We start from the raw sequence: 21544 nt of genomic DNA on the forward strand, positions 1-21544 counted from the left end.
GTCAGCGCGGTGCGATCAGAAGAAGCCCTTGCCGCGCGCCCACCATCCGGCGCGCTTGGGCTTTTCGTCCTTGCCGGCGCTGTCGGAGACGACGACCGGCTCGACATCGAGATTGATGTTGGAGGCGGTCGCGCGCTGGCGGGCGGACTTGTCGTCGCCGTTGGCCGCCGCCGCGTCTTCGGCCGCCTCGCCGTCGGCTGCCTTTTCAGGTTCGTCCTTGGCCGTTGGAGCCTTGTCCTCGTCGCCCGCAGTTTCGGCCGGCTTGGTTTCGACCGGGGGAGCCGCCTTCGGCTGTTCCTGCGGCTGATCGTTCGCCGCGTCCTTGCGTGCGCGCGTCGCCTTGTCGGCGTCCGGCTTGTCCTGCTCGGGCGCATCGGCCTCAGGCGTCTTTGCCTCGGTGCGTGCCGCTTCGGCCTCGGCGGCGATCTGGTCGGCCAGCGGGCCGACCGGCTCTGCGTCCGGCACCCGCACCCGATCGCGGCGGCTGCGGCCGCCACGGCGTCCGCGCGAGCGTCGCTTGCGCTTGCGGCCGCCGGAGCGGTCGTCATCGTCGTCGCTGTCATCGGAGGAGGCATCGGCCTGGCTGGCATCGGCGCTTTCTTCCTCGCCATCCCTTGCGCGGCCGCGCCGGCCTCGGCGACGCTTGCGCCGGGGCTTTTCGTCGTCGCCTTCATCGTCCGAGCGGGCGTCCCTTTCGCCGCTCGTGTCCTGCTGCGCCTCTGTCTCGGCCTCGTCGTCGTCATCGTCCAGACCGATGCCGATCGCCGGGCTTTCGATCGTGGGAAGGTCGGACACCGCTCCCCGGTCGATGGCGAACATCTCCGCGCCGATCTCGTTGTCCATCTCGACGGTGATGCGGACGCCGAAACGGCCTTCCATCTCGGCCAGCGTGTCGCGCTTGTTGTTGAGGATGTAGAGCGCCGTGTCGGCCGGCGTGCGCACTGTCACATGGTGCTTGGAATTCTTGATCAGATGCTCTTCCAGCGAGCGGATCACATGCAGCGCCACCGATTGCGGCGAGCGCACATAGCCGGTGCCGTTGCAGGTCTGGCACACCGACATGGTGCTTTCGAGCACCGAGGCGCGCATGCGCTGGCGGCTCATCTCCAGAAGCCCGAAATGCGAGATGCGGCCGACCTGGATGCGCGCGCGGTCGTGCTTGAGGCAGTCCTTGAGCTTCTTTTCGACCGCACGATTGTTGCGGTTCTCGTCCATGTCGATGAAGTCGATGACGATCAGGCCGGCGAGGTCGCGCAGGCGCAACTGGCGCGCCACTTCCTCGGCCGCTTCCAGATTGGTGGCGAGCGCGGTCTCCTCGATCGAGTGCTCGCGCGTCGACTTGCCCGAGTTGACGTCGATGGCGACCAGCGCCTCGGTCTGGTTGATGATGATGTAGCCGCCCGATTTCAGCGTCACCTGCGGCTGGATCAGCTTGTCGAGCTGCGCCTCGATGCCGGTCCGCGCAAGGATCGGCGCGGTCTCCTTCCACGGCTTGACCACCTTGGACTGGCTCGGCATCAGCATCGTCATGAAGTCCTTGGCTTCACGATAGCCCGCCTCGCCGGCGACGATGATCTCGTCGATTTCCTTGTTGTAGAGGTCGCGGATCGACCGTTTGATCAGGCTGCCTTCCTCGTAGACCAGGGCAGGCGCCGTCGATGACAGGGTCAGGTCGCGCACATTGTCCCAAAGGCGCATCAGGTAGTCGTAGTCGCGCTCGATCTCGGCCTGCGTGCGGTTGGCGCCGGCGGTCCTCAGGATCACCCCCATGCCCTTGGGCACGTCGAGCTTCTTGACGCATTCCTTCAGGCGCTTGCGGTCGGAGGCGTTGGTGATCTTGCGCGAGATGCCGCCGCCGCGCGCCGTGTTCGGCATCAGCACCGAATAGCGGCCGGCCAGCGACAGATAGGTGGTCAGCGCGGCGCCCTTGTTGCCGCGTTCTTCCTTGACGACCTGGACCAGGATCACCTGGCGGCGCTTGATGACCTCCTGGATCTTGTACTGGCGCCGCGAAGGGCGGCGGCGCGGGCGGCTCTCCTCGAGCGCGTCGTCCTCGCCGACATCCTCGAAATCGGTGTCCTCGTCGTCATCGCCGCTATCGTCGCCATCGTCCTCGTCGACATCCTCGGCGACGGTGTCCGCGGTGTCGGCATCGGTCGCAAGCGTGCGCGCCACGCCCTTGGCGTCGTCGTCTTCCAGCGCGGCGAGGATGGCTTCCATGCCGACCGGTTCGGCGTCGGGCGTCTGGGCCTCGCGGCTCTTGCCGCCGCGCCGGTCGCGCCGGCCCCGTCCGCGACGGCGACCGCCGCCACGGCTCTTCTTGCCGCGCCCGCCATTGTCCCCGTTCTTGCCGTTGTCGCCGTCCTCGTCATCATCGTCGAAGTCGGCGTGGGCCTGGGCCGCCTCCTCCTCGATCAGCGCCTGCCGGTCGGCCAGCGGGATCTGGTAGTAGTCGGGATGGATTTCGGAGAAGGCCAGAAAGCCGTGGCGATTGCCGCCATAGTCGACGAAGGCCGCCTGAAGCGACGGTTCGACCCGCGTTACCTTGGCGAGGTAGATGTTCCCGCGGATCTGCTTCTTGTGTTGTGATTCGAAATCGAATTCTTCGAGACGGTTACCCTTGACGACGACGGCACGTGTTTCCTCCGGGTGGGAGGAATCGATGATCATTCTGTTTGACATATGTTCTGTATCCGCCGGGCGGAGCGGCCTGCGCGCGCTCCCGAACGGGGAGCGCCTTTCGGCACAATGGCTGCGCCTTCGGCGTCAGCGGAAGTCCGCCCACCGATGGCCGCACGCCCGGTTGTCCGTTGATTTGCGCTGACCGTGGCTTCGCATCGAGGCGCGCCGGCATCTCATCGGGTGCGGCGGAGGCTTTCTGCGATACTCTCGATTGTCTGAACAACATGGCCGGACAGCAATTTACGATGGACCCGTGCTGGCACGGGCCGTGAAATGCGCTCCTCATCGGAGCGGGAAACTGCGTAGCGGTTTCCAAACAGACCTCTGCGACGATCCTGGCAATCGCGCGGACGACGCGTCGGCAATCCTGCGTGGCGGACCAAGATACCTTGCATCGGCACCGGACCGCTTGTTTCAAATTAGGTACTTGTCCTTGCAACCGCAAGCGATTTTATTCTTTGACGTAGCCGTCGGGCGGTGTCCGGCAGGCTGCGGCGGCTTGTCGCGGACGCCGCCAGGGCTGCTTTCCCGCTTGAACCCGGACACCGGACCGGCCATATGCGGCTCGCTTTCAGACTCGTCAATCTGTGGACGGATGCGCGCGGTCGAACCGCGTTGTCATTGACTTTACGTAACCGACCCGTCCACGCAGTCAGAGCAAACCCACTCCAAGAGAATCGACGGCGGTTCGATCCGTCTCGCAATGCCCGTGTTGGACGACAACAAGAACAGTTACCGCGAGCGCGTTTCGCTCTGTACGACCACCTATGACCTGCTGCGGCTGATCAGGGAGGTGACGACGGAGTTCGGCTACCGGTATTTCTCCATAGCGCGGCTGCCGTCCTCTAAGGACGAGCGGCTGGCCTCGCTGACCGTTCTGACGAACTGGCCGGAGGAACTGCTGCGCCGCTATGACGAGATGGGCCTTCTCAAGGACAGCCCGATCTATGGCGCGCTGCGCACGACCACCCGGCCGCTGATCTGGTCGAACCGGGCCGGCAGCCGGCACCTCCTGCGCGGGCATGGCCGCGAGGTGCAGGACATGTTCTGCTCGTTCGGCATGGTCGAGGGGGTGCACATCAGTGTGCAGGAGCCGGGCGGCAAGCGGGGCGCGGTGGGCCTTTCGGGCGACCGGCCGCCGCCGGGCGAGGCGGAACTGGCCGAACTGAGCTATGTGGCGAACCTGATCTACGAGCGCTTCTCAGAGCTCGACAAGGGCAACAAGCCCCAGAAGATGCAGAAGCTCAGCCAGCGTGAGGGCGAATGCCTGATGTGGACCGCGTCGGGCAAGACCAGCGCCGAGATCGCGATCATCCTCAAGCTGTCCGAACACACGGTCAATCACTATCTGACGGCGGCCTGTCAGAAGCTCGGCGCGACCAACCGGGCACACGCCGTCTACAAGGCCATGCGCGCCGGCTATCTGGACTAGGTCCTGACCTGGGCAGCGCGATCGGGAGGAAACATGGACCAGACCCTGCAGTTCGCCGTGCTCGACAAGGCAAGGCCGGTTCAGAAGGTCGAGGGGGCGGGCGTCGACGGAACGACGCTGCTGACCCTGCTGTCGCAGTTCGAACCATTCGGCCTGTGGCGCATGGAACTGGCGACCGGCCTCGTCTACTGGACGCAGGACATCTACGAGATCCATGAACTGCCGCCCAGCAGCGGGCCGGTGAACCTGAAGACCGCGATCGACGCCTACCATCCCGACGACCGGCAAATGGTCATCGATTGCCTCGAGGACGTCGTCGCCCGCAAGTCCGGGTTTCACTTCGTGCTGCGCATCGCCGGCAAGTCGGGCGGCTACAAGCTCGTCAAGGCGCTGGGCATGTTCCATGTCGACGCCGATGGCGCCGAATGGCTGATCGGCACGTTCTGCGAGGACCCCGGCGGGGTGCGCGGCGTCGTCATCCGCTGAGCGGTGTCTCAGGGCCGGGGAGCGGTCCGGCCAGGGCCCCTTGGCAACGCATTGTTGATCAGGGCGGCGCGCAGGGCGTCGTCGCCGACACCATCTTCTCCATCGGCCTTGATATGCTGCAGTTCGATCGATGCGTGATCGGCCCGGATCGTCAGCCGCACATGCGCGACGAGCCGACCCGTCGCAATCCGCACGCCGAGCGCGACGCTCGGGGCGCCATTCCAGTCGGCGCTGACATTGGCGTCGCGGTCATAGCCGATGAAGCCGGGCGCGTAGTGCAGCTCGGCCGCCGCATCGACGATCTCGGCGACGGCGGCCTCGCGCCCGTTGACCACATGGTCGATGAAGGTGACGAGCTCGGTCATCCGCAGTTCGCTGACGAGCGGGGTCAGCGCCTTGGCGAGCGTTCGTTCGAGACCGAGATAGCGATCGTCCGGCAACATCGGCTCAGACCCGCTTCTTGTTCAAATAGACGATAATCTCGGCCACGGCCTCGAAGAACTCGGGCGGGATCACCTGGTCGACCGAAACCTGCTTGTACATGGCGCGCGTCAGCGGCGGGTTCTCGTGCACCGTGACATCGTGCTCGATGGCGATGTCCTTGATCCGCTGCGCGATCAGGTCGGTGCCCTTGGCGACGACCACGGGCGCCCGATCGGTCGGCGGATTGTAGCGCAGCGCGATCGCATAGTGCGTGGGGTTGGTCAGGACCAGCGTGGCGTTGGGCACCGAGCCCATCATGCGCTTGCGCGAGCGTTCCCGGGCCACCGACTGCATTCGCGCCTTCATCAGCGGGTCGCCCTCGGCCTGCTTGAGCTCGTCGCGGATTTCCTTGTGCGACATGCGCAGGTCCTTCAGCCACTCCCGGTTCGTCCACAGGAGGTCCGCGACGGCGATCAGTGTCATCGCCAGGACCATGGTGAACAGCAGGCCGAACAGGATCCGCCCGATCTGGGTCAGGAACACTTCCGAACTGGTCATCGGGCCTTCCGCGAGGACCGGCATGATGTTGCCCGCAAAGATCGCCACACAGGCGCCCGTGAAGACGATCTTGGCCAGCACCTTGAAGAACTCGGCCCAGCCCTTGGAGCCGAACATGCGCTCGAACCCCTTCTTGGGCGAGACACGCGAGAATTCGGGCTGAATGCGCTTGAGCACCATGCGCGGCGGGTTCTGCGCCAGCGAGCCGGCAAGCCCGGCAAAGGCGAGCGCCAGCATCACCGGCGCCAGGATCACCATGGTGACCTCGAAATAGCGGGTCATCACGAGCAGCGTGTCGGCCGTCGTGCTGAGCGAGTACTGGCCGGCCCGGTCGAGCAGGATCTCGAGCTGCGACTTGAGGTTGGCGGTCAGCCCGCTCGCCGCAAAGCCGATGATCGCGGTGATCGCGGTCAGCGTGAACAGCACCGGAAGTTCCTTCGAAAAGGCCGTCTGTCCCTTCTCGACAGCGTCCTGCTTCTTCTTCTCGGTCGGTTCCTCTGTCTTGCTGTCCTTGTCTTCGTCTTCGGCCATTGCCGGTCACCGTGTCGTCAGCTTCGCTTGGGCAGCGTGATGCGACCCTCGGAGGCCAGCTTCATGGCGAGCTGCGCGATCTGCTTGCGCGCATCCTCGATTGCCGCGGCGGTGTCGCGGCCGCCGGCCGACAGTTCCGACTCGATCATTTTGCGGGCCCGCTGGCTGATCGAGGACAGGATGGCCTCCTTCAGCGCGTCGCCGGCACCGCGCAGGGCGCGCACCAGAAGGTCGTTGGGCAGTCCGTCGACGACGAGCGTCCGGTCGCGATCCTCCAGCAGGACCAGATCGTCGAAACGGAACAGGCGCGATTCGAGCGCGGCGAGCTGCTTGGGGTCGATCGCCTCGCGCACATGCTTCATCAGCGATTCGCTGGCCGACTTCTCCATCGCGTTCATGATCTCGGCCACCCGCAGCGGCGCGGTGGCGCTGCCGCCCGAGCCGCCGCCGTCATTGTCGAGCTTGAGATCCTTGACCAGCGCGCGGCCGACATGGGTCAGCCGGTCGACCGGTATCTCGCGGGCCGTCATCATCGCCGTGACGATCGGCGTCTGCTGTTCGGCCGGCATGGCCTCGAGCACGCCGGCGGACTTCGCCGGCGGCAGTTGCGCCAGAAGGGCGGCGACCAGGCGCGGCGGCTCGGCCGCAAGGCGCCCGACGAGCACGTCGTTGTCGACGGTCGCGATCAGCTCCCAGGGCGACTTGCGGGTCTCGGCCGGCTGGGACGCCTTGGGCGCGGGATCGCCGGGGGTCTCGGTCATCGATTCGTCGATGATCGCGTTGATCGCGTCTCGGCTGTCAATGATGCCGGAGCCTTCGACGAACGCGGCCTCGAACTCGCTCACCAGCGCGTCCACGTCTGTCTGCGGCAGGTTCTTCAGGCTGTGACCGGCATCGATCATCAGCCGCAGTTCCTCGCCCTTGAAATATTTGAGAAGCTGCTTGGCGCGCGGCTTTCCCATCGCGATCAGGACCGCGGCGGCCTTCTGCGGCGTCGTCAATGTGTAGCGGTGCTGCATGGGACCCGGCTTCCCTCCGACATGATCAGGCGCAGACGCTGGTCACCTTGAAGGCGAAGCGGTCGGGCTCTTCCTCGGAGACCTGCATCTGGCCGGTGGCGACCTTGACTCCGTTGACGAAGATGTCGACCGGATCGCCGACGCGGCTGTCGAGCGCGATCGTCGACCCCTTTTCGAGCCGATTGAGTTCGGCGACCGACAGTTCGGCCCTGCCGATCACCGCCTGCACCTGAAGCGGGATCTCGCGCAATGTCTTCGACAGCCCGGCGGTCGCCGCCTCGTTGTCCTTGTCGACGACGTCCTGCAGGTCGTGAATGGCCTTTTCGAGCGCATCGTCCGGATCGATGCGGATATTGTCGTCGTCCGCCTCGGCGACGGCGACATGCTCCTCGTTTGCCTGCGTTGCCATCTCACTTACCCCCTTTGCGTGAATGCTGTTGCACGTGCGCCTCGATCGCCGCAGTCAGCGGCGCGATCGGGCCTGTCACACGCGCTGCGTTCGCCTGTCCGAGCCGCCCGATCTGACCGGCGAACAGGTTGCGCCCCTTGGCCCGCACGACGGCGCCCCCGCCGGCCGTGGCCCCCTCGATCACGTCGCCGGGCTTGAGCCGGGCGATCTGTTCGAGCGTCATCCCCTCGAGCGGCAGCACCACGTCCACGTCGATCGTGAAATCGGGCACGTTGAAGCCGCGCCGCTCGCGGCTTCTTGCGGCGGCCGCCTCGATCTCGGCCAGCCGCGCCGACAGTTCGATCAGCAGCCGGTGCGGAATGTCGAGCCAGCACCAGACGCGGTTGACGCCGAACGTCAGCGAAAAGGTCAGCGTCGCCAGCGCATCGCCGCTCGTATTGGCAAGCGCGGCGTCATCGCCACGGTGCACGTTGACGCGGTTGAAGCCGAGCAGCGGCTGGTCCGTCTGCCGCGTCCGGTTCGCTGCTTCGGTCACCGTATGCAGGACGCCGAGTTCGAGATGCGACACTGGCCCCGTCGCTGCCGGCAACTCCATTTCCGGATCGGCGCCAAGAAGCGCGCTGTCGAGAAGGTTCGCGCCCTCGCGGTCCAGATGCAGGATCAGCCGGCACTGTTCCTCCGGATAGTGGAACGTCAGGCCGACGCTGTGGTCGCTGGCGGCGGGCTTCTGCGCGCCGGGCGGTTGCCCGCCGGCCTGGAAGGCGAATCCCAGTTCCGGCGACAGCGTGCGCAACCGCGCGTCCATATGGGCGCCGAACGTCGTGCCCATCCGCTTGATGACCTGGCGGACAGCGTCCTCGCTAACCCGCTTGCGCAGGATGCGGTCGACGACATCGCGGTCTTCGGCGGACAGGTCGTATCGTTGGGCAATCGAACTCACGCGGCCTGCGCCTCGTTCGCCCGGCTGGCCTCTTCCTCGACATCCTCGAGGGAGGGACGATAGTAGGCCGAGATCGTCTTGCGACCGAACTCGAGGGCGACCTGCGGCATGGAGCCGTTCATGTAGGCGATCAGCGTTTGCTTGGCGACGTAGTAGAGCCGCACGCTCTTTTCGCGCACGCCCTTCACCTTGGTGGCGATCGGGCCGACGACGGCATAGGCCAGGAAGATGCCCAAGAACGAACCGACCAGCGCGGCGGCGATCAGCCCGCCCAGGATTTCGGGGCTCTGGTCGATCGCGCCCATCGCCTTGATGACGCCGAGAATGGCCGCGACGATGCCGATCGCCGGCAGCCCGTCGGCCGAGTTCTGCAGCGCCTGATAGGGCTTGAGCCGGTCGCCCTTGATCGTCGCGATCTCCTCTTCCATCAGGGCTTCGACCTCGTGCGGACGCGCATTGCCGACGATGATCAGCCGGACATAGTCGCAGATGAAGTTGGTCAGGTCCTCGCGTTCGAGGACCGCCGGATACTCCGCGAAAATGTCTGATTCTTCGGGATTGTCGATATGCGCTTCGACCTCGTTGCGCGGTTTCGACTTCAGATCCCGCATCAGCCGGTGCAGCAGGCCGAGCAGTTCCAGATAGTCGTCCTCGCCGGGCACCTTGTTGGTCAGCGCTTCCATCATCGCCTTGCCGGTATCCTTGATCGCCGACATCGTGTTGGCGACGATGAAGATGCCGATGGCGGCGCCGCAGATGATCACCACCTCGAACGGCTGCCAGAGCACTTTGACGTAGCCGCCCATGGCCATGTAGCCGCCAAGCACGCAGCCGAACGTTACAATCAGTCCGATGATGATGCCCACTGGGAACTCCTGTCGCGGTTAACCAAAAGCTAAGCGCCAAACCTTGCTTGAACCTGTCTTTTCGGCCCTTGCCCCGGTTCGGCACGCGCGCGCGAGGCGCACGGAAAGGTTCGCGCAAGAACTTGCCGGTAGGCTGGCCGCATGACGGGCAAGGTGCGGCCATGAACACGACGCTGGTTTCCTTCAAGCAGATCACGCGCGACATGAGCGCGAGCCTGGACCGGCTCGGCGAGCGCGCCGATATCCAGCGCGAGGTCGACTACTACCGGGAGACGATCGGGACGATCAAAACGCCCGAGCAGTTCGTCGCGGATACGCGCGTGTTCAATTTCGCCATGAAGGCGCACGGGCTCGAGGACATGGCCTACGCCAAGGCCTTCATGCTCAAGGTCCTCAAGGAAGGCCGCGACGAGCAGGATGCCTTCGCCAACACGCTCACCGATCCGCGCTACCGCGACTTCGCCGAGACGTTCGACTTCGCCCGGCACGGCGAGACCGCGACCATCTTCACCAAGGCGCAGGACGGCGTCATCGACCGCTACATGATCCAGTCGCTCGAAAACGAGGCGGGCCGCAACGATCCGGGCGTGCGGCTGGCCCTCTACTTCCAGCGCAAGGCTCCCGAGATCACATCCTACTTCGACATTCTCGCCGACAAGGCGCTGAGCCAGGTCGTGCGCACCGCGCTCGGCATGCCGACCGCCACGGCGACGCTCGACATCGACAAGCAGGCCGCGATGATCGCCGACAGGCTGCCGCTGTCGGACCTCAAGGATCCGGCCAAGCTCGACAAGTTCGTCGAGCGCTTCGCCAATCTCTGGCAGCTTCAGAACGGCGGCGCGCAGGGCGGCGTCATCCCGCCCGGTTCGCCGGCCCGGCTGCTGATGCCGGTCAGTTCGATGGGCATTTCCGGCGATCTGCTGCTGCAGATCGCGCAATTGCGGCGATAGGGGCGATTCGATGAACGATGGCTTGACGGTCGGGCTTTCTGCGCAGATCGCGCTCGAAAAGCGGCTGACGACGATCTCCTCGAACATCGCCAACACGCGCACGGTCGGCTTCCGCGCCGCCGAGGTGAAATTCGAGGACGTCGTCGCGCGCCAGCAGGCCGCCGAGGGCAACACCGTCATCGCCTTCGCCTCCGACGGGGCCGAATTCGCCAACACCGAGGCCGGCGGGATCGAGAAGACCGGCTCGCCGCTCGATTTCGCGATCAACGGCGATGCGTGGTTCGCGCTCGAGACGCCGGCCGGCATCGCCGTCACCCGTGACGGCCGCTTCAAGGTGACGGGGGAGGGTGCCGTCGTTTCGCTGGGCGGGCACCCGGTCCTCGATCCGGGCGGCGCGCCGCTCGAGGTCGACCCCGGCGGCGGAACGCTGGAGGTGGGCGCCGACGGCTTCATCCGCCAGGATGGCGCCCAGGTCGGCGCGCTCGGCCTTTATGCGTTCCAGCCCGGCCCCGATTTTGTCCGGCACGGCGATTCGGGCATTCTCGCCGGCGGTCTGCCCGATCCGATCGTCGATGCGCCCGACGTGACGGTCGTGCAGGGCTATGTCGAGCAGTCCAACGTCGACCCGGTCGAGGAACTGACCCAGCTCATCATGGTCCAGCGCAGCTTCGACAATGCCAGCGCGGCGATCCGGTCCACCGAAGATTCGCTCACCAAGCTGATCAATGCCTTCCACCGCGGCTGACACCGGTCCCACCCTCGAGGCGCTCGCCGCCGGTCTGAGCGCCCTGCCTGCGGCGGAAAGCCTTGTCGCGCGCGGCGGGCTCGTCACGGCCGTCCGGCCCGACGGTGTCGTGGTCGAGGGGCTGCCCCGGACCGCCTGCATCGGCGACATCGTCCGCTTCGGCAGCCCGGCCAGCCGGGCGCTGGGCGAAGTGCTCCATGTCGAGGCCGGACAGTTCGTCATCGCGCCGGTGACACCGCTCGACCGGGTTTCGGTCGGCGATATCGCGCTGCACGCGGGCAACATCGATCCGGTGCCGGACGCGCGCTGGCTCGGCCGCGTGGTCAACGCGCTCGGCGAGCCGATGGACGGCAAGGGGCCGCTGCCGCGCGGCACGCAATCGCAGCCGACCGAGATGCTCGGCGCGCTCGGCCGGGTGCGCGTCGCAGAACCGTTCCGCACCGGCGTTCGGGTGATCGACCTGTTCACGCCGCTGTGCGTCGGCCAGCGCTTCGGCATCTTCGCCGGCAGCGGCGTCGGCAAGTCCACGCTTCTGTCCATGCTGGCGCGCGGGGGCGGCTTCGACGCGGTCGTCGTCGGTCTCGTCGGCGAGCGCTCGCGCGAGGTGCGCGAATTCGTCGAGGACACGCTCGGCGAGGAGACCATGGCCAGATCGCTCATCGTGGTGGCGACCGGCGACGAGAGCGCGGTGATGCGCCGGCGCGCGGCGCCGCTCGCGATGCGCTTCGCCGAGGCGTTGCGCGATCAGGGCAAGCGCGTCCTCTACCTGCTTGATTCGGTCACGCGCTACGCGCATGCGCTGCGGGAGACCGGCATCTCGGCCGGCCAGCCGCCGGTGCAGCGCGGCTATCCGGCGACCGTCTTCTCCGAGTTGCCGATGCTGCTCGAACGGGCCGGGCCGGGCGGGCCGAACGGCGGTTCAATCACCGCCATCGCCACGGTGCTGGTCGACGGCGACGACCACAACGACCCGGTCGCCGACACCATGCGCGGCATTCTCGACGGCCATCTGGTCCTCGAACGGTCGATCGCCGATGGCGGGCGCTATCCGCCGGTCAACGCGCTCGCCTCGATCTCGCGCCTGTCGGCACGGGTCTGGAAGCCGCAGGAGGCCGATCTCGTCGCCAGCCTGCGCTCCATGATGGCCCGGTTCGAGGAAACCCGCGACCTGCGCCTGCTGGGCGGCTGGAAGCCGGGCAGCGACCCCGAACTCGACAAGGCCGTCAGCACGGTGCCGCATCTTTACAGGGCGCTCAACCAGCGCCCGTCCGACCCGCCCTCGATCGACCCGTTCGCCGAACTTGCCGGAGTGCTGCGCGATGGTGCCCAGAAGTCCTGACCGGCGCCGCTGGCGCCGCAGCCGGCTGGGCCGCGCCTGGCGCAGCCTGCGCCGTGCCCGGGCCGGCGACGTCATCGTGTGGAGTGCCGCCCTCGGCCTTGCCGCCCTTGCGGTATGGTTCCCGTGGGACGTGCACCTGAACGAAGCGCGCTACGGACCGCCCACCTTCCAGTTCTCGCGCGGCGGCGAAATCCCCGCCGACGTGATCGCGCTCGAAGACGGGCGCGCGCCGCTGTTCGACATGGTCGCCGGCACCTATGCCGGCGATCCGCCGCCGCGCGAAGTGCCTGCCGAGCAGCCGCCGAACCCGTTCACCTCGGCCGCCGTTCCGCTCGATGACGGCCAGGCCGACGAGGAACAGGAGGCGACGCCGCCAGGCGTCGACCCGATCACGACCGCCAGCATTCCCGACGGCGAGGCGGCCGCGCGCGTCTACCGCCTGCTCGACGCGGGCCGGGGACTGGCGCTGATCGCCGACGCCGAAGGCATCTACATCGTCCGGCCCGGCGCGATGCTCCCGGACGGGCGGCGCGTGACCGCCGTCGTCGGGCGCGGCGCGGCCGCCCGGATCGTCGCCGCCGACCGCACCGAGGTCCGCTTCGACTGATCCGGACCCGGATCCGGCAAGCCACGCGCAAGTCACCGCCGATATCCTCACGCCAAGTGAAAGGATGTCATGATGACACCGGTGCAGTTGTTCGATCTTGCCGCACGCCAGGCCGACTGGCTTTCGGTCCGCCAGGCGGCCGTCGCCAGCAACATCGCCAATGCCAACGTGCGCACCTATCAGGCCCAGGACGTCGCGCCCTTCGAGGAGCACGTGAAGGTGGCCCAGGTCCGGCTCGAAGCCACCCATCCCGAACATGTGGGCGTTCCCAAGGGGCAGGGCGCGGTCGAGGGCGAGGCCACGCGCGCGACGATGCAGACGGTCGGTGGTCCCGTGGTGCTGGAGACCGAGCTTGCCAAATCCAACCAGGTCCGTGCCGGCATGGAGTTGAACACGGCGGTCGTCGCCGCCTTTCACCGCATGACGCTCATGGTCAGCAAGGGGTAGGGCTCATGGATGCGCTGACGGCATCACTGAAGGTCGCGGGCTCGGGGCTGCACGCCGAATCGACCCGCCTGCGTGTGGTCTCCGAGAACATCGCCAACGCCAGTTCGACCGGCGACACGCCCGGCGCCGATCCCTACGCGCGCAAGACGATCGCCTTCCAGAGCGCGCTCGACCGCGCTTCCCAGGTGTCGATGGTCGAGATCGACAAGATCGGCGTCGATCGCACCGCCTTCGTCCAAGAATTCGATCCTTCCCACCCGGCCGCCGACCCTGACGGGTACGTCAAGCTGCCGAACGTCAACCCGATCGTGGAGATGGCCGACATGCGCGAGGCCAATCGCAGCTACCAGGCCAACCTCCAAGTGCTCAAGCAGGCGCGCGAGCTGATCTCCATGACCATCGACCTGATGAGGGGACGCTGATGATCGAACAGCTCCAGGCCGTCGCCGGCGCCGGCTTCGCCCGCACCGAACTGACCCAGTCGGCCCAGTCCGCCGCCGGTGGCGCGGCGGCGAGCGGTGTTTCCTTCGGCGAGATCATGCGCGACCAGATCGCCGCGTCGGTCAACTCCGTCAAGGGCGCCGAAAGCGCCTCGATCGCCGGCATGCAGGGCGAGATGGACGTGCGGCAGGTGACCGACGCCGTCATGGAGGCCGAACGCAACCTGCAGGCGGCCGTCGCCATCCGCGACAAGATCGTGACCGCCTATCTCGACATGACCCGCATGGCGATCTGAGGAGTACAGCGCATGAAGGCCCTTGCCATCGCCGCCACCGGCATGAACGCCCAGCAGACCAATCTGGAAGTCATCGCCAACAACATCGCCAACGTGAACACGACCGGCTTCAAGCGGGCCCGGGCGGAGTTTTCCGATCTGCTCTACCAGGTCGAGCGCGTCGCCGGCGTGCCGAACCGGGCGAACGAGAACATCGTCCCCGAGGGAAGCCACATCGGTCTTGGCGTGCGCACCGCGGCCGTCCGCGAGATCCATCTTCAGGGCGCGCTGAACTCGACCAACAACCAGCTCGACCTGGCGCTGACCGGCGAGGGCTTCTTCCAGATCGAGGGCGCCGGCGGCGTCACCCACTATACCCGCGCCGGATCGTTCAACACCAATGCCGAGGGCCAGATCGTCACCGTGGACGGCTACAACGTGCAGCCCGACATCGTCATTCCCGAGAACACGGTCGACATCTCGATCAACGAGAGCGGCCAGGTCTATGTGCGCGTCGCCGACCAGACCGAGATGCAGGAGATCGGCCAGCTCACGCTTGCCACCTTCTCCAACAATGCCGGCCTCAAGCCGCTCGGCGGCAACCTCTATGCCGAGACCGAGGCTTCCGGTCCCGCCGTCGTCGGCGTGCCCGGCGATCCGGGCTTCGCCACCGTGCGCCAGGGCTATCTGGAGCAGTCCAATGTCGATCCGGTGCGAGAGATCACCGAACTGATCGCCGCACAGCGCGGCTACGAGATGAATTCCAAGGTCATCCAGGCATCCGACCAGATGCTGGCGACCGTTTCCAACGGCTTGAGGTGATGGGCGGTGCGCGCAGCGGGATGGATCGCGATCGGGGCAATCCTTGTGCAGATGGTGGCGCTCGGCGCCGCCATTGCTGATCCGGCGCGCGAATACGCCGTGGTCGAGCGGATCGTCTATCCCGGACAGACGATCGATACCGCCAACGTCGCGATTCGCCAGCACACCCGGTCCATTCCCGACGACTATCCTGTCGTGCGCAGCCGCAACCAGCTCGCCGGCATGGTTGCCACGCGTACCCTGCTGCCGGGCCGCGCCATCGCGCCCGACATGCTGCGCGCGCCGCACGCGGTGCAGCAGGGTTCGACTATTTCGGTCAGTCTCGAGGAAGGGCCGCTGTCGATCGTCATGAAGGCGATCGCGCTCGAGGACGGCGCGGTCGGCGAGACGATCCGCGTACGCAACGCCCAGAACGGTCGCACCGTCTGCGCCACCGTCCGTTCGCCCGCGCTCGCCGAGGTGTGCTGATGCTCCGCGCCATCGCCTGCGCGCTCTGCCTGGTCGCGATCATGGCGACCGACGCGCTCGCCACGTCCAGGATCAAGGATATAGCCGTGCTGCAGGGCGGCCGCGACAACCAGCTGATCGGCTACGGCCTCGTCGTCGGCCTTCAGGGAACCGGCGACAGCCTGCGCAACGCCCCCTTCACCGAGCAGTCGATGCGTTCGATGCTGGACACGCTGGGCGTCGCGACCGCAGAGGGCCGGGCGCGCCTCAAGAACATCGCCGCCGTCATGGTCACCGCCAACCTGCCGGCCTTCGCCACCTCCGGCGCGCGCATCGACGTCACCGTCTCCTCGCTCGGCGATGCCACCTCGCTGGGCGGCGGCCAGCTTGTCATGACGCCGCTGCTGGGCGCCGACGGGCAGATCTATGCGGTCGCTCAGGGATCGGTGTCGGTGTCCGGCTTCACCGCCGAAGGCCAGGCCGAGACCGTCACCCAAGGCACGCCGACCACCGGCCGCATCGCCGGCGGCGGCATCGTCGAGCGCGAGGTGCCGGTCGATTTCAGCCGCGAGGGCGGTTTCCTGCTGCAGTTGCGAAACCCCGACTTCTCCACCGCCGTGCGCATCACCGACGCGATCAACGCGCATGCGCGCAACGCCTTCGGCCACGCCGTCGCCAAGGAACTTGACGCGCGCACCGTCCGGCTGAACAAGCCCAAGGACGTTTCACCCGCCCGCTTCATCGCCGCCATCGAGAACATCGGGGTGGAGACCGACCAGCCGGCCCGCGTGGTGCTCGACGAGAAGTCGGGAACGGTCGTGATCGGCGCCGACGTGCGCGTCGCGCGTGTCGCCGTCAGCCATGGCGCGCTGACGGTGCGCATCACCGAGGCGCCCAACGTCGTCCAACCCGCGCCGTTCTCCGACGGCGTCACCGCCGTCGAGCCGACCACCTTCATCGATATCGACGAGGAAGGCACGCAGATCGGCACGATCGATGGCGTCGACCTGCAGAGCCTGGTCGAGGGCCTGAACCGGCTCGGCGTGCAGCCGCGCGACATCATCTCCATCCTGCAGGCGATCAAGAGCGCCGGCGCGCTCAACGCCGAACTGGTCGTCCAATGAACGGAAACGCCATGACCATGCATCGCAACGCCGCATCGCTTTCCCGCCTCGCCGTCGCCGCCTGCGCACTAGCCGGTTCGGCCCTGTTTCCGGTCGCCGCCCACACCCAGACGCAGGCGCCCGCCGACGTGCAGAACTTCTGCACCAACATCGTCGACGAGGCGCGCGAACGGCGCTACGCGATCCAGCGCGAGGAACTCGAGGCGCTTCGGGCCGAGATCGAGGCGAAGATCGTCGAACTCGAGGACAAGCGTGCCGCCTTCGAGCAATGGGCCGAAAAGCGCGAGCAGTTCGCCGAAGCCGCGAGCGAGGGGCTGGTCGCTGTCTATTCCAACATGCGTCCCGACGCGGCCGCCGAACGGATGGAACAGATCCCGCCGCAGCTTTCGGCGGCTCTTCTGACCAAGCTCAAGCCGCGCACCTCGGCGGCGATCCTCAACGAGATGTCGACCGAGGACGCCGCGCTGATCACGCAGATCATGGCGGCGGTGGGCGACACCGACCTGCCCGCGGGAGACGGCTGATGCCGATTGCTGCAGCAGCCATGCGGATCGTCCCGGCGCTGGGCGCGGCGCTCGTCCTGAGCGCCTGCGCGGCGACACAGGATCTCGGCCACCCGCCGGCCCTGTCGCCGGTGGGTTCGGGCATCGACAATCAGCTTCCCCCGCCGCTGATCGAATCCAAATATCCCGGCCAGCCCGTCAACAAGTACTCGACCTGGGACGACCGGACGGCGAGCCTGTTCACGGCGCGCAAGGCGTTGACGCGCGGCGACACGCTGACCGTGCTGATCGACATCGCCGATCGCGCCCAGCTTCAGAGCGATTCGGAGCGTTCGCGCAGCGCCACGCGCTCCTGGCGGCTGGGCGCCAATGCCGAACTGAACGGCAATGGCGGCGGCGGATCGGCCGACGCCAATTTCGGCGGCGATACGGATTTCTCCGGCGAGGGCGCCACCTCCCGGTCCGAGCGGATCGATTTGCGCGTGGCGGCGACGGTGGTCGACGTCCTGCAGAACGGACATCTGGTCATTCGCGGCACGCAGGAGGTGCGCGTCAATGCCGAGATCCGCATTCTGACCGTGGCCGGCATCGTGCGTCCGGCCGATATCGATCCGTCCAACACGATCGCCTACGACCGGATCGCCGAGGCCCGCATCTCCTATGGCGGAACCGGCCATATCGCCGAAGTGCAGCAACCGCCCTACGGGCAGCAGTTCATCGACCGCATCTCACCGTTCTAGAACGGCAACGACCCGGGGCTCAGACGGCATGGCCGAGGACATCGCCGAAGAGGAGAAGGAAGAGAAGGGCACATCGACCATCATGGTCATGGTGTTCCTCCTCGTCGCCGCATTGCTGGCCGGCGGATCGGGATTTGCGGCCGGCAAGGTGCTGTTCGCGCCGATGATCGTTTCAAGCGAATCGGACGCGCCGGTGGCGGCCGGACCGGACAAGCCCGAACCCGACGATGCGCACGCGGCGGCCGAGGAGGGCGACGCGCACGGGCAGGGCGCGGCGAGCGGCGTTCGCGGTCCCGACTACAGCAAGCTCAAGGTGATCGCGCTCGATCCCATCACCACCAACATCGGAACGCCCGCGGACGTCTGGGTGCGGATGGAACTGTCGATGGCCGTCGATGCGGGCGAGGACGGCGAGGGCCCCGACGAAGCCACGCTCGAGGCCGTGCATGCCGACCTTCTCGCCTATATGCGCACGACGCGCCTTCGGGCGTTGTCCATGCCCAGCGGCTTCCAGCATCTGGTGACCGATCTCGAAACCCGCGCCGCGATGCGCACCGAGGGCGCGGTCAAGCGCATCTTCGTCAAGGCGCTGCTGCTCGAATGAGGCCACTCGTTCCCATTGCGTTGCTGGCGCTGTTGGTGCTGGCGCCGCTGCCGGCGGCGGCGCAGGCCCTCGAAGGGTTCACGCTGCCCGACGAGATCGGTGGGCTGACCAGCGCCAACATCATCCAGCTCTTCGGGCTGATCACCGTCTTGGCGATCGCGCCCGGCATCCTGATCATGGTGACGAGCTTCACCCGCTTCGTCATCGTCTTCTCGATCCTGCGCACCGGTCTCGGCCTGCAGTCGACGCCCGCCAACATCATCCTGATCTCGCTCGCCCTGTTCATGACCTTCTATGTGATGTCGCCGGTCTTCGACCGCGCCTGGCAGAACGGTCTGCAGCCGCTTCTGAACAACCAGATCAGCGAGGAGCAGGCGCTCGGCGAGATCGTCGATCCGTTCCGCACCTTCATGCTGGAGAACACGCGCGACGAGGACCTGAACCTGTTCACCGATCTTGCGCGCGAGCGCGGACAGGAAGTGGTCGTCAACGAGCAGATCGACCTGCGCATCCTGATCCCCGCCTTCATGATCTCGGAGATCCGGCGCGGTTTCGAGATCGGGTTCCTCGTCGTCCTGCCTTTCCTCGTCATCGATCTGATCGTGGCGACAATCATCATGGCGATGGGCATGATGATGCTGCCGCCTTCGGTCATCTCGCTGCCGTTCAAGATCCTGTTCTTCGTGATGATCGACGGCTGGAACCTGCTCGTCGGCAGCCTGGTGCGCTCGTTCGTCTGAGAGCGCGCACGCCACGGGCCTTGCGCGAACCTTGCAAGAAATTGCGGGGGGTTGTTTCAGCGTGCGTTAATGTCTGCCCCCTATAACGGCTATCAACAGCAGGCGCCGCCGTTGCGGCCGGCATGATGCCACCCCTGCCGTACCGGGCTTTCCGGAATGTCCCTTGTTTGTACCGAGTAGAAAGGGACACACATGTCCAGCTTGATGACCAACGTGTCTGCAATGACCGCCCTGAAGTCGCTCCAGCAGACCAACGCCGCCATCGAAACCACCCAGGCCCGCATCTCGACCGGCCTGCGCGTCAACGAAGCCTCCGACAACGCTGCCTACTGGTCGATCGCGACCACCATGCGTTCGGACAACAAGTCGCTCAGCACCGTGCAGGATGCGCTCGGCCTCGGCGCCGCCAAGGTCGATATCGCCTACACCGGCATCAACTCGGCGATCGACGTCGTCGACGAGATCAAGTCCAAGCTCGTCGCTTCGCGCGAGCCGGGCGTCGACCGCGCCAAGATCCAGTCGGAAATCGGCGAACTGCAGAACCAGCTGACCTCGATCGCCACCTCGGCCGGCTTCAACGGCGAGAACTGGCTGAACGTCGACTCCAGCGCCGCCGGCTACTCGGCGACCGAAAGCATCGTGTCCTCGTTCAACCGTGACGCCGCCGGCGGCGTGTCCGTCGGCACGCTGTCGGTCGACAAGTCGACCACGGCCCTGTTCGACGCCAACGCAGGTGCGACCGGTATCCTCGATACCGAATTCACCACCACCGGTGCCGGTGCGGTGACCGTGACGGTCGCCAACCTCGACCTGACCGCCGCCAACATCGACGAAACCGACATCGACAACATGATCACGGGCGTCGAGACGGCTCTGCAGGGCATGACCACCGCCGCTTCGAACCTCGGTTCGGCCAAGAAGCGCATCGATCTGCAGAACGAGTTCGTCGGCAACCTGATGCAGGCCATCGACCGCGGCATCGGCCAGCTCGTCGACGCGGACATGAGCGCCGAATCGACTCGCCTGAACGCTCTGCAGGTTCAGCAGCAGCTCGGCATCCAGGCCATGTCGATCGCCAACGGCAACTCGCAGGCCATCCTGTCGCTGTTCCGCTAATCGCAAGCGAGCTCCGCTTGACGATGGGGCCGCCTTCGGGCGGCCCCTTCACGTTCGGGCCGCGCCAGCGCGGTCCTTTTCGCGTTTGAGAGCCGCAAACGCGCGATCTGCGCGTTTTTCGCCACCCCCGCGATCGTGCGGGGCAGGGCGTTTAGTTTTTGTTAGCCATTCCTGTTTACCTTAATGAATTGATAGCGATCGTTTGCCGGCGCATGTGTCGTCGGCACGGCATGAGGCTTCCTCCTTGTACCAGCCGAAGCTGGATTGTCGCTTGTGTGCGGATAGTTAGAAAGGGCTTTTCATGTCCAGCTTGATGACAAACGTGTCTGCGATGACGGCTCTGCGTGCATTGCAGAGCACCAACAGCCAGATGGAAACGACTCAAGCGCGCATTTCGACCGGCTTCCGGGTGGCCGAGGCTGCCGACAATGCCGCCTACTGGTCGATCGCCACCACCATGCGTTCGGACAACAAGGCGCTCGGCACCGTGCAGGACGCGCTTGGTCTCGGCGCGGCAAAGGTGGACATCGCCTACACCGCGGTCAATTCGGCCATCGATGTGGTCGACGAGATCAAGGCCAAGCTGGTCGCCGCGCGCGAGCCCGGCGTCGACCGCTCCAAGATCCAGACCGAAATCGACGAGCTGCAGAACCAGCTCACCTCGATCTCGAACTCCGCCGCGTTCAACGGCGAGAACTGGCTGAACGTCGATTCGAGCGCCGCCGGCTACGCGGCGACCGAAAGCATCGTCTCCTCGTTCAACCGCGACGCCACCGGCGCCGTCTCGGTGGGCACGCTGACCGTCGACAAGTCGGCCATCGCCCTTTTCGACGCGAACGCCGGCGCCACGGGCATCCTCGACGACAACACCGCGACAACGGGCGGTGCCGCCAACGTTGCCGCCTCGGTCTCTGATCTCGATCTGAACACCGCCAACCTCAACGAGGTCGACATCGACGGCATGATCACGATCACCGAGACGGCGCTGCAGGCGATGACCGACGCCGCATCCGACCTCGGTTCGGCCAAGAAGCGCATCGATCTGCAGACCGACTTCGTCTCGACCCTGATGGACTCCATCGATCGTGGCGTCGGCCAGCTCGTCGATGCCGACATGAGCGCCGAATCGACCAAGCTGCAGGCGCTTCAGGTGCAGCAGCAGCTCGGCATCCAGGCCCTTTCGATCGCCAACAGCAACGCCCAGTCGATCCTGTCGCTCTTCCGCGGCTGATCGTCCTGAACTCCATGCCGGGGCCGTCCTTCGGGGCGGCCCTTTTTCGTTGAGGCCGGCGCCTGCGG

Annotated in this window: 25 protein-coding genes; 18 read left to right on the plus strand and 7 right to left on the minus strand. The window is 66.4% G+C overall.

The annotated features are described in order from the left end of the window. Nucleotides 1–15: 15 nt before the first annotated feature. Nucleotides 16–2682: an Rne/Rng family ribonuclease gene (locus E0E05_RS07585; RefSeq protein ID WP_131616163.1), complete on the minus strand. Its 2667-nt coding sequence runs from the start codon at nt 2680–2682 to the stop codon at nt 16–18. 712 nt (nt 2683–3394) lie between these two features. Here E0E05_RS07585 and E0E05_RS07590 point away from each other — a divergent pair. Both E0E05_RS07590 and E0E05_RS07595 read left to right on the plus strand, forming a co-directional pair. After that, nucleotides 3395–4114, plus strand: a complete 720-nt coding sequence (locus tag E0E05_RS07590; protein WP_158629302.1) for a helix-turn-helix transcriptional regulator — start codon at nt 3395–3397, stop codon at nt 4112–4114. Between the two features lie 33 nt (nt 4115–4147). Beyond that, nucleotides 4148–4600: a PAS domain-containing protein gene (locus tag E0E05_RS07595; protein ID WP_131616165.1), complete on the plus strand. Its 453-nt coding sequence runs from the start codon at nt 4148–4150 to the stop codon at nt 4598–4600. Nucleotides 4601–4608: 8 nt separating this feature from the next. Here E0E05_RS07595 and E0E05_RS07600 read toward each other — a convergent pair whose 3' ends face one another. From E0E05_RS07600 to motA, 6 genes are read right to left on the minus strand one after another with little or no spacing between them, the layout of a single operon-like run. Then, on the minus strand, nt 4609–5043 hold the full coding sequence (locus E0E05_RS07600; protein WP_131616166.1) for a hypothetical protein: 435 nt from the start codon (nt 5041–5043) through the stop codon (nt 4609–4611). A gap of 4 nt (nt 5044–5047) precedes the next feature. Next, nucleotides 5048–6112, minus strand: coding sequence for an EscU/YscU/HrcU family type III secretion system export apparatus switch protein (locus E0E05_RS07605; RefSeq protein WP_131616167.1), 1065 nt, complete (start codon nt 6110–6112; stop codon nt 5048–5050). A gap of 17 nt (nt 6113–6129) precedes the next feature. After that, nucleotides 6130–7131, minus strand: coding sequence for a FliG C-terminal domain-containing protein (locus E0E05_RS07610; RefSeq protein ID WP_131616168.1), 1002 nt, complete (start codon nt 7129–7131; stop codon nt 6130–6132). 25 nt (nt 7132–7156) lie between these two features. Further along, nucleotides 7157–7540, minus strand: coding sequence for a FliM/FliN family flagellar motor switch protein (locus tag E0E05_RS07615; RefSeq protein WP_052287891.1), 384 nt, complete (start codon nt 7538–7540; stop codon nt 7157–7159). Nucleotide 7541: 1 nt separating this feature from the next. Then, entirely contained in the window at nt 7542–8480 is a 939-nt protein-coding gene (locus E0E05_RS07620) for a FliM/FliN family flagellar motor C-terminal domain-containing protein (protein WP_131616169.1), read from the minus strand. Further along, nucleotides 8477–9346: a flagellar motor stator protein MotA gene (gene motA, locus E0E05_RS07625; protein WP_039723073.1), complete on the minus strand. Its 870-nt coding sequence runs from the start codon at nt 9344–9346 to the stop codon at nt 8477–8479. The genes E0E05_RS07620 and motA overlap by 4 nt, the downstream gene beginning before the upstream one ends. 161 nt (nt 9347–9507) lie before the next feature. Between motA and E0E05_RS07630 the strand changes: the two genes are divergently transcribed. From E0E05_RS07630 to E0E05_RS07705, 16 genes are all read left to right on the plus strand, one after another. Then, complete coding sequence (locus tag E0E05_RS07630; protein WP_131616170.1) at nt 9508–10296, plus strand: DUF1217 domain-containing protein; 789 nt, start codon at nt 9508–9510, stop codon at nt 10294–10296. A gap of 10 nt (nt 10297–10306) precedes the next feature. Further along, a complete protein-coding gene (flgF, locus tag E0E05_RS07635; RefSeq protein ID WP_131616171.1) occupies nt 10307–11041 on the plus strand; it encodes a flagellar basal-body rod protein FlgF in 735 nt (244 codons plus the stop codon). Further along, on the plus strand, nt 11022–12380 hold the full coding sequence (locus E0E05_RS07640; RefSeq protein WP_131616172.1) for a FliI/YscN family ATPase: 1359 nt from the start codon (nt 11022–11024) through the stop codon (nt 12378–12380). Before flgF ends, E0E05_RS07640 begins: the two co-directional genes overlap by 20 nt. After that, nucleotides 12361–12987, plus strand: coding sequence for a hypothetical protein (locus E0E05_RS07645; RefSeq protein WP_131616173.1), 627 nt, complete (start codon nt 12361–12363; stop codon nt 12985–12987). Before E0E05_RS07640 ends, E0E05_RS07645 begins: the two co-directional genes overlap by 20 nt. Before the next feature lie 69 nt (nt 12988–13056). Continuing rightward, a complete protein-coding gene (gene flgB / locus E0E05_RS07650; protein WP_131616174.1) occupies nt 13057–13434 on the plus strand; it encodes a flagellar basal body rod protein FlgB in 378 nt (125 codons plus the stop codon). Between the two features lie 5 nt (nt 13435–13439). Then, the gene (gene flgC / locus E0E05_RS07655; protein WP_131616175.1) at nt 13440–13856 is read left to right on the plus strand and encodes a flagellar basal body rod protein FlgC; all 417 of its coding nucleotides are present in this window, start codon (nt 13440–13442) and stop codon (nt 13854–13856) included. After that, nucleotides 13856–14170, plus strand: coding sequence for a flagellar hook-basal body complex protein FliE (fliE, locus tag E0E05_RS07660; RefSeq protein ID WP_131616176.1), 315 nt, complete (start codon nt 13856–13858; stop codon nt 14168–14170). The genes flgC and fliE overlap by 1 nt, the downstream gene beginning before the upstream one ends. A 12-nt stretch (nt 14171–14182) precedes the next feature. Then, a complete protein-coding gene (gene flgG, locus E0E05_RS07665) occupies nt 14183–14971 on the plus strand; it encodes a flagellar basal-body rod protein FlgG (RefSeq protein ID WP_131616177.1) in 789 nt (262 codons plus the stop codon). A gap of 6 nt (nt 14972–14977) precedes the next feature. After that, nucleotides 14978–15439, plus strand: a complete 462-nt coding sequence (gene flgA, locus E0E05_RS07670; RefSeq protein WP_131616178.1) for a flagellar basal body P-ring formation chaperone FlgA — start codon at nt 14978–14980, stop codon at nt 15437–15439. After that, nucleotides 15439–16542, plus strand: a complete 1104-nt coding sequence (locus tag E0E05_RS07675; protein ID WP_131616179.1) for a flagellar basal body P-ring protein FlgI — start codon at nt 15439–15441, stop codon at nt 16540–16542. Before flgA ends, E0E05_RS07675 begins: the two co-directional genes overlap by 1 nt. A gap of 11 nt (nt 16543–16553) precedes the next feature. After that, nucleotides 16554–17066 (plus strand): MotE family protein, encoded by a 513-nt coding sequence (locus tag E0E05_RS07680; protein WP_131616180.1) that lies wholly within the window; start codon nt 16554–16556, stop codon nt 17064–17066. Then, nucleotides 17066–17785 (plus strand): flagellar basal body L-ring protein FlgH, encoded by a 720-nt coding sequence (locus E0E05_RS07685; RefSeq protein ID WP_244598002.1) that lies wholly within the window; start codon nt 17066–17068, stop codon nt 17783–17785. Before E0E05_RS07680 ends, E0E05_RS07685 begins: the two co-directional genes overlap by 1 nt. Nucleotides 17786–17813: 28 nt before the next feature. Next, nucleotides 17814–18389, plus strand: coding sequence for a flagellar basal body-associated FliL family protein (locus E0E05_RS07690; protein WP_131616181.1), 576 nt, complete (start codon nt 17814–17816; stop codon nt 18387–18389). Beyond that, nucleotides 18386–19129 (plus strand): flagellar type III secretion system pore protein FliP, encoded by a 744-nt coding sequence (fliP, locus tag E0E05_RS07695; RefSeq protein WP_131616182.1) that lies wholly within the window; start codon nt 18386–18388, stop codon nt 19127–19129. The genes E0E05_RS07690 and fliP overlap by 4 nt, the downstream gene beginning before the upstream one ends. 192 nt (nt 19130–19321) lie before the next feature. Continuing rightward, nucleotides 19322–20245, plus strand: a complete 924-nt coding sequence (locus tag E0E05_RS07700; RefSeq protein WP_131616183.1) for a flagellin N-terminal helical domain-containing protein — start codon at nt 19322–19324, stop codon at nt 20243–20245. Between the two features lie 301 nt (nt 20246–20546). Next, on the plus strand, nt 20547–21476 hold the full coding sequence (locus E0E05_RS07705; protein WP_131616184.1) for a flagellin N-terminal helical domain-containing protein: 930 nt from the start codon (nt 20547–20549) through the stop codon (nt 21474–21476). The last annotated feature ends 68 nt before the right edge of the window (nt 21477–21544 follow it).

It is taken from the genome of Roseitalea porphyridii (assembly GCF_004331955.1).
Lineage (GTDB): Bacteria > Pseudomonadota > Alphaproteobacteria > Rhizobiales > Rhizobiaceae > Roseitalea > Roseitalea porphyridii.

Bases quoted from the DNA above. Each gene is read 5' to 3' on its own strand.
- E0E05_RS07585 (WP_131616163.1), bottom strand. From the start codon at position 2,682: ATGTCAAACAGAATGATCATCGATTCCTCCCACCCGGAGGAAACACGT.
- E0E05_RS07595 (WP_131616165.1), top strand. From the start codon at position 4,148: ATGGACCAGACCCTGCAGTTCGCCGTGCTCGACAAGGCAAGGCCGGTT.
- E0E05_RS07600 (WP_131616166.1), bottom strand. From the start codon at position 5,043: ATGTTGCCGGACGATCGCTATCTCGGTCTCGAACGAACGCTCGCCAAG.
- E0E05_RS07605 (WP_131616167.1), bottom strand. From the start codon at position 6,112: ATGGCCGAAGACGAAGACAAGGACAGCAAGACAGAGGAACCGACCGAG.
- E0E05_RS07610 (WP_131616168.1), bottom strand. From the start codon at position 7,131: ATGCAGCACCGCTACACATTGACGACGCCGCAGAAGGCCGCCGCGGTC.
- E0E05_RS07615 (WP_052287891.1), bottom strand. From the start codon at position 7,540: ATGGCAACGCAGGCAAACGAGGAGCATGTCGCCGTCGCCGAGGCGGAC.
- E0E05_RS07630 (WP_131616170.1), top strand. From the start codon at position 9,508: ATGAACACGACGCTGGTTTCCTTCAAGCAGATCACGCGCGACATGAGC.
- flgF (WP_131616171.1), top strand. From the start codon at position 10,307: ATGAACGATGGCTTGACGGTCGGGCTTTCTGCGCAGATCGCGCTCGAA.
- E0E05_RS07640 (WP_131616172.1), top strand. From the start codon at position 11,022: ATGCCTTCCACCGCGGCTGACACCGGTCCCACCCTCGAGGCGCTCGCC.
- E0E05_RS07645 (WP_131616173.1), top strand. From the start codon at position 12,361: ATGGTGCCCAGAAGTCCTGACCGGCGCCGCTGGCGCCGCAGCCGGCTG.
- flgB (WP_131616174.1), top strand. From the start codon at position 13,057: ATGATGACACCGGTGCAGTTGTTCGATCTTGCCGCACGCCAGGCCGAC.
- flgC (WP_131616175.1), top strand. From the start codon at position 13,440: ATGGATGCGCTGACGGCATCACTGAAGGTCGCGGGCTCGGGGCTGCAC.
- fliE (WP_131616176.1), top strand. From the start codon at position 13,856: ATGATCGAACAGCTCCAGGCCGTCGCCGGCGCCGGCTTCGCCCGCACC.
- flgG (WP_131616177.1), top strand. From the start codon at position 14,183: ATGAAGGCCCTTGCCATCGCCGCCACCGGCATGAACGCCCAGCAGACC.
- E0E05_RS07675 (WP_131616179.1), top strand. From the start codon at position 15,439: ATGCTCCGCGCCATCGCCTGCGCGCTCTGCCTGGTCGCGATCATGGCG.
- E0E05_RS07680 (WP_131616180.1), top strand. From the start codon at position 16,554: ATGACCATGCATCGCAACGCCGCATCGCTTTCCCGCCTCGCCGTCGCC.
- E0E05_RS07685 (WP_244598002.1), top strand. From the start codon at position 17,066: ATGCCGATTGCTGCAGCAGCCATGCGGATCGTCCCGGCGCTGGGCGCG.
- E0E05_RS07690 (WP_131616181.1), top strand. From the start codon at position 17,814: ATGGCCGAGGACATCGCCGAAGAGGAGAAGGAAGAGAAGGGCACATCG.
- fliP (WP_131616182.1), top strand. From the start codon at position 18,386: ATGAGGCCACTCGTTCCCATTGCGTTGCTGGCGCTGTTGGTGCTGGCG.
- E0E05_RS07700 (WP_131616183.1), top strand. From the start codon at position 19,322: ATGTCCAGCTTGATGACCAACGTGTCTGCAATGACCGCCCTGAAGTCG.
- E0E05_RS07705 (WP_131616184.1), top strand. From the start codon at position 20,547: ATGTCCAGCTTGATGACAAACGTGTCTGCGATGACGGCTCTGCGTGCA.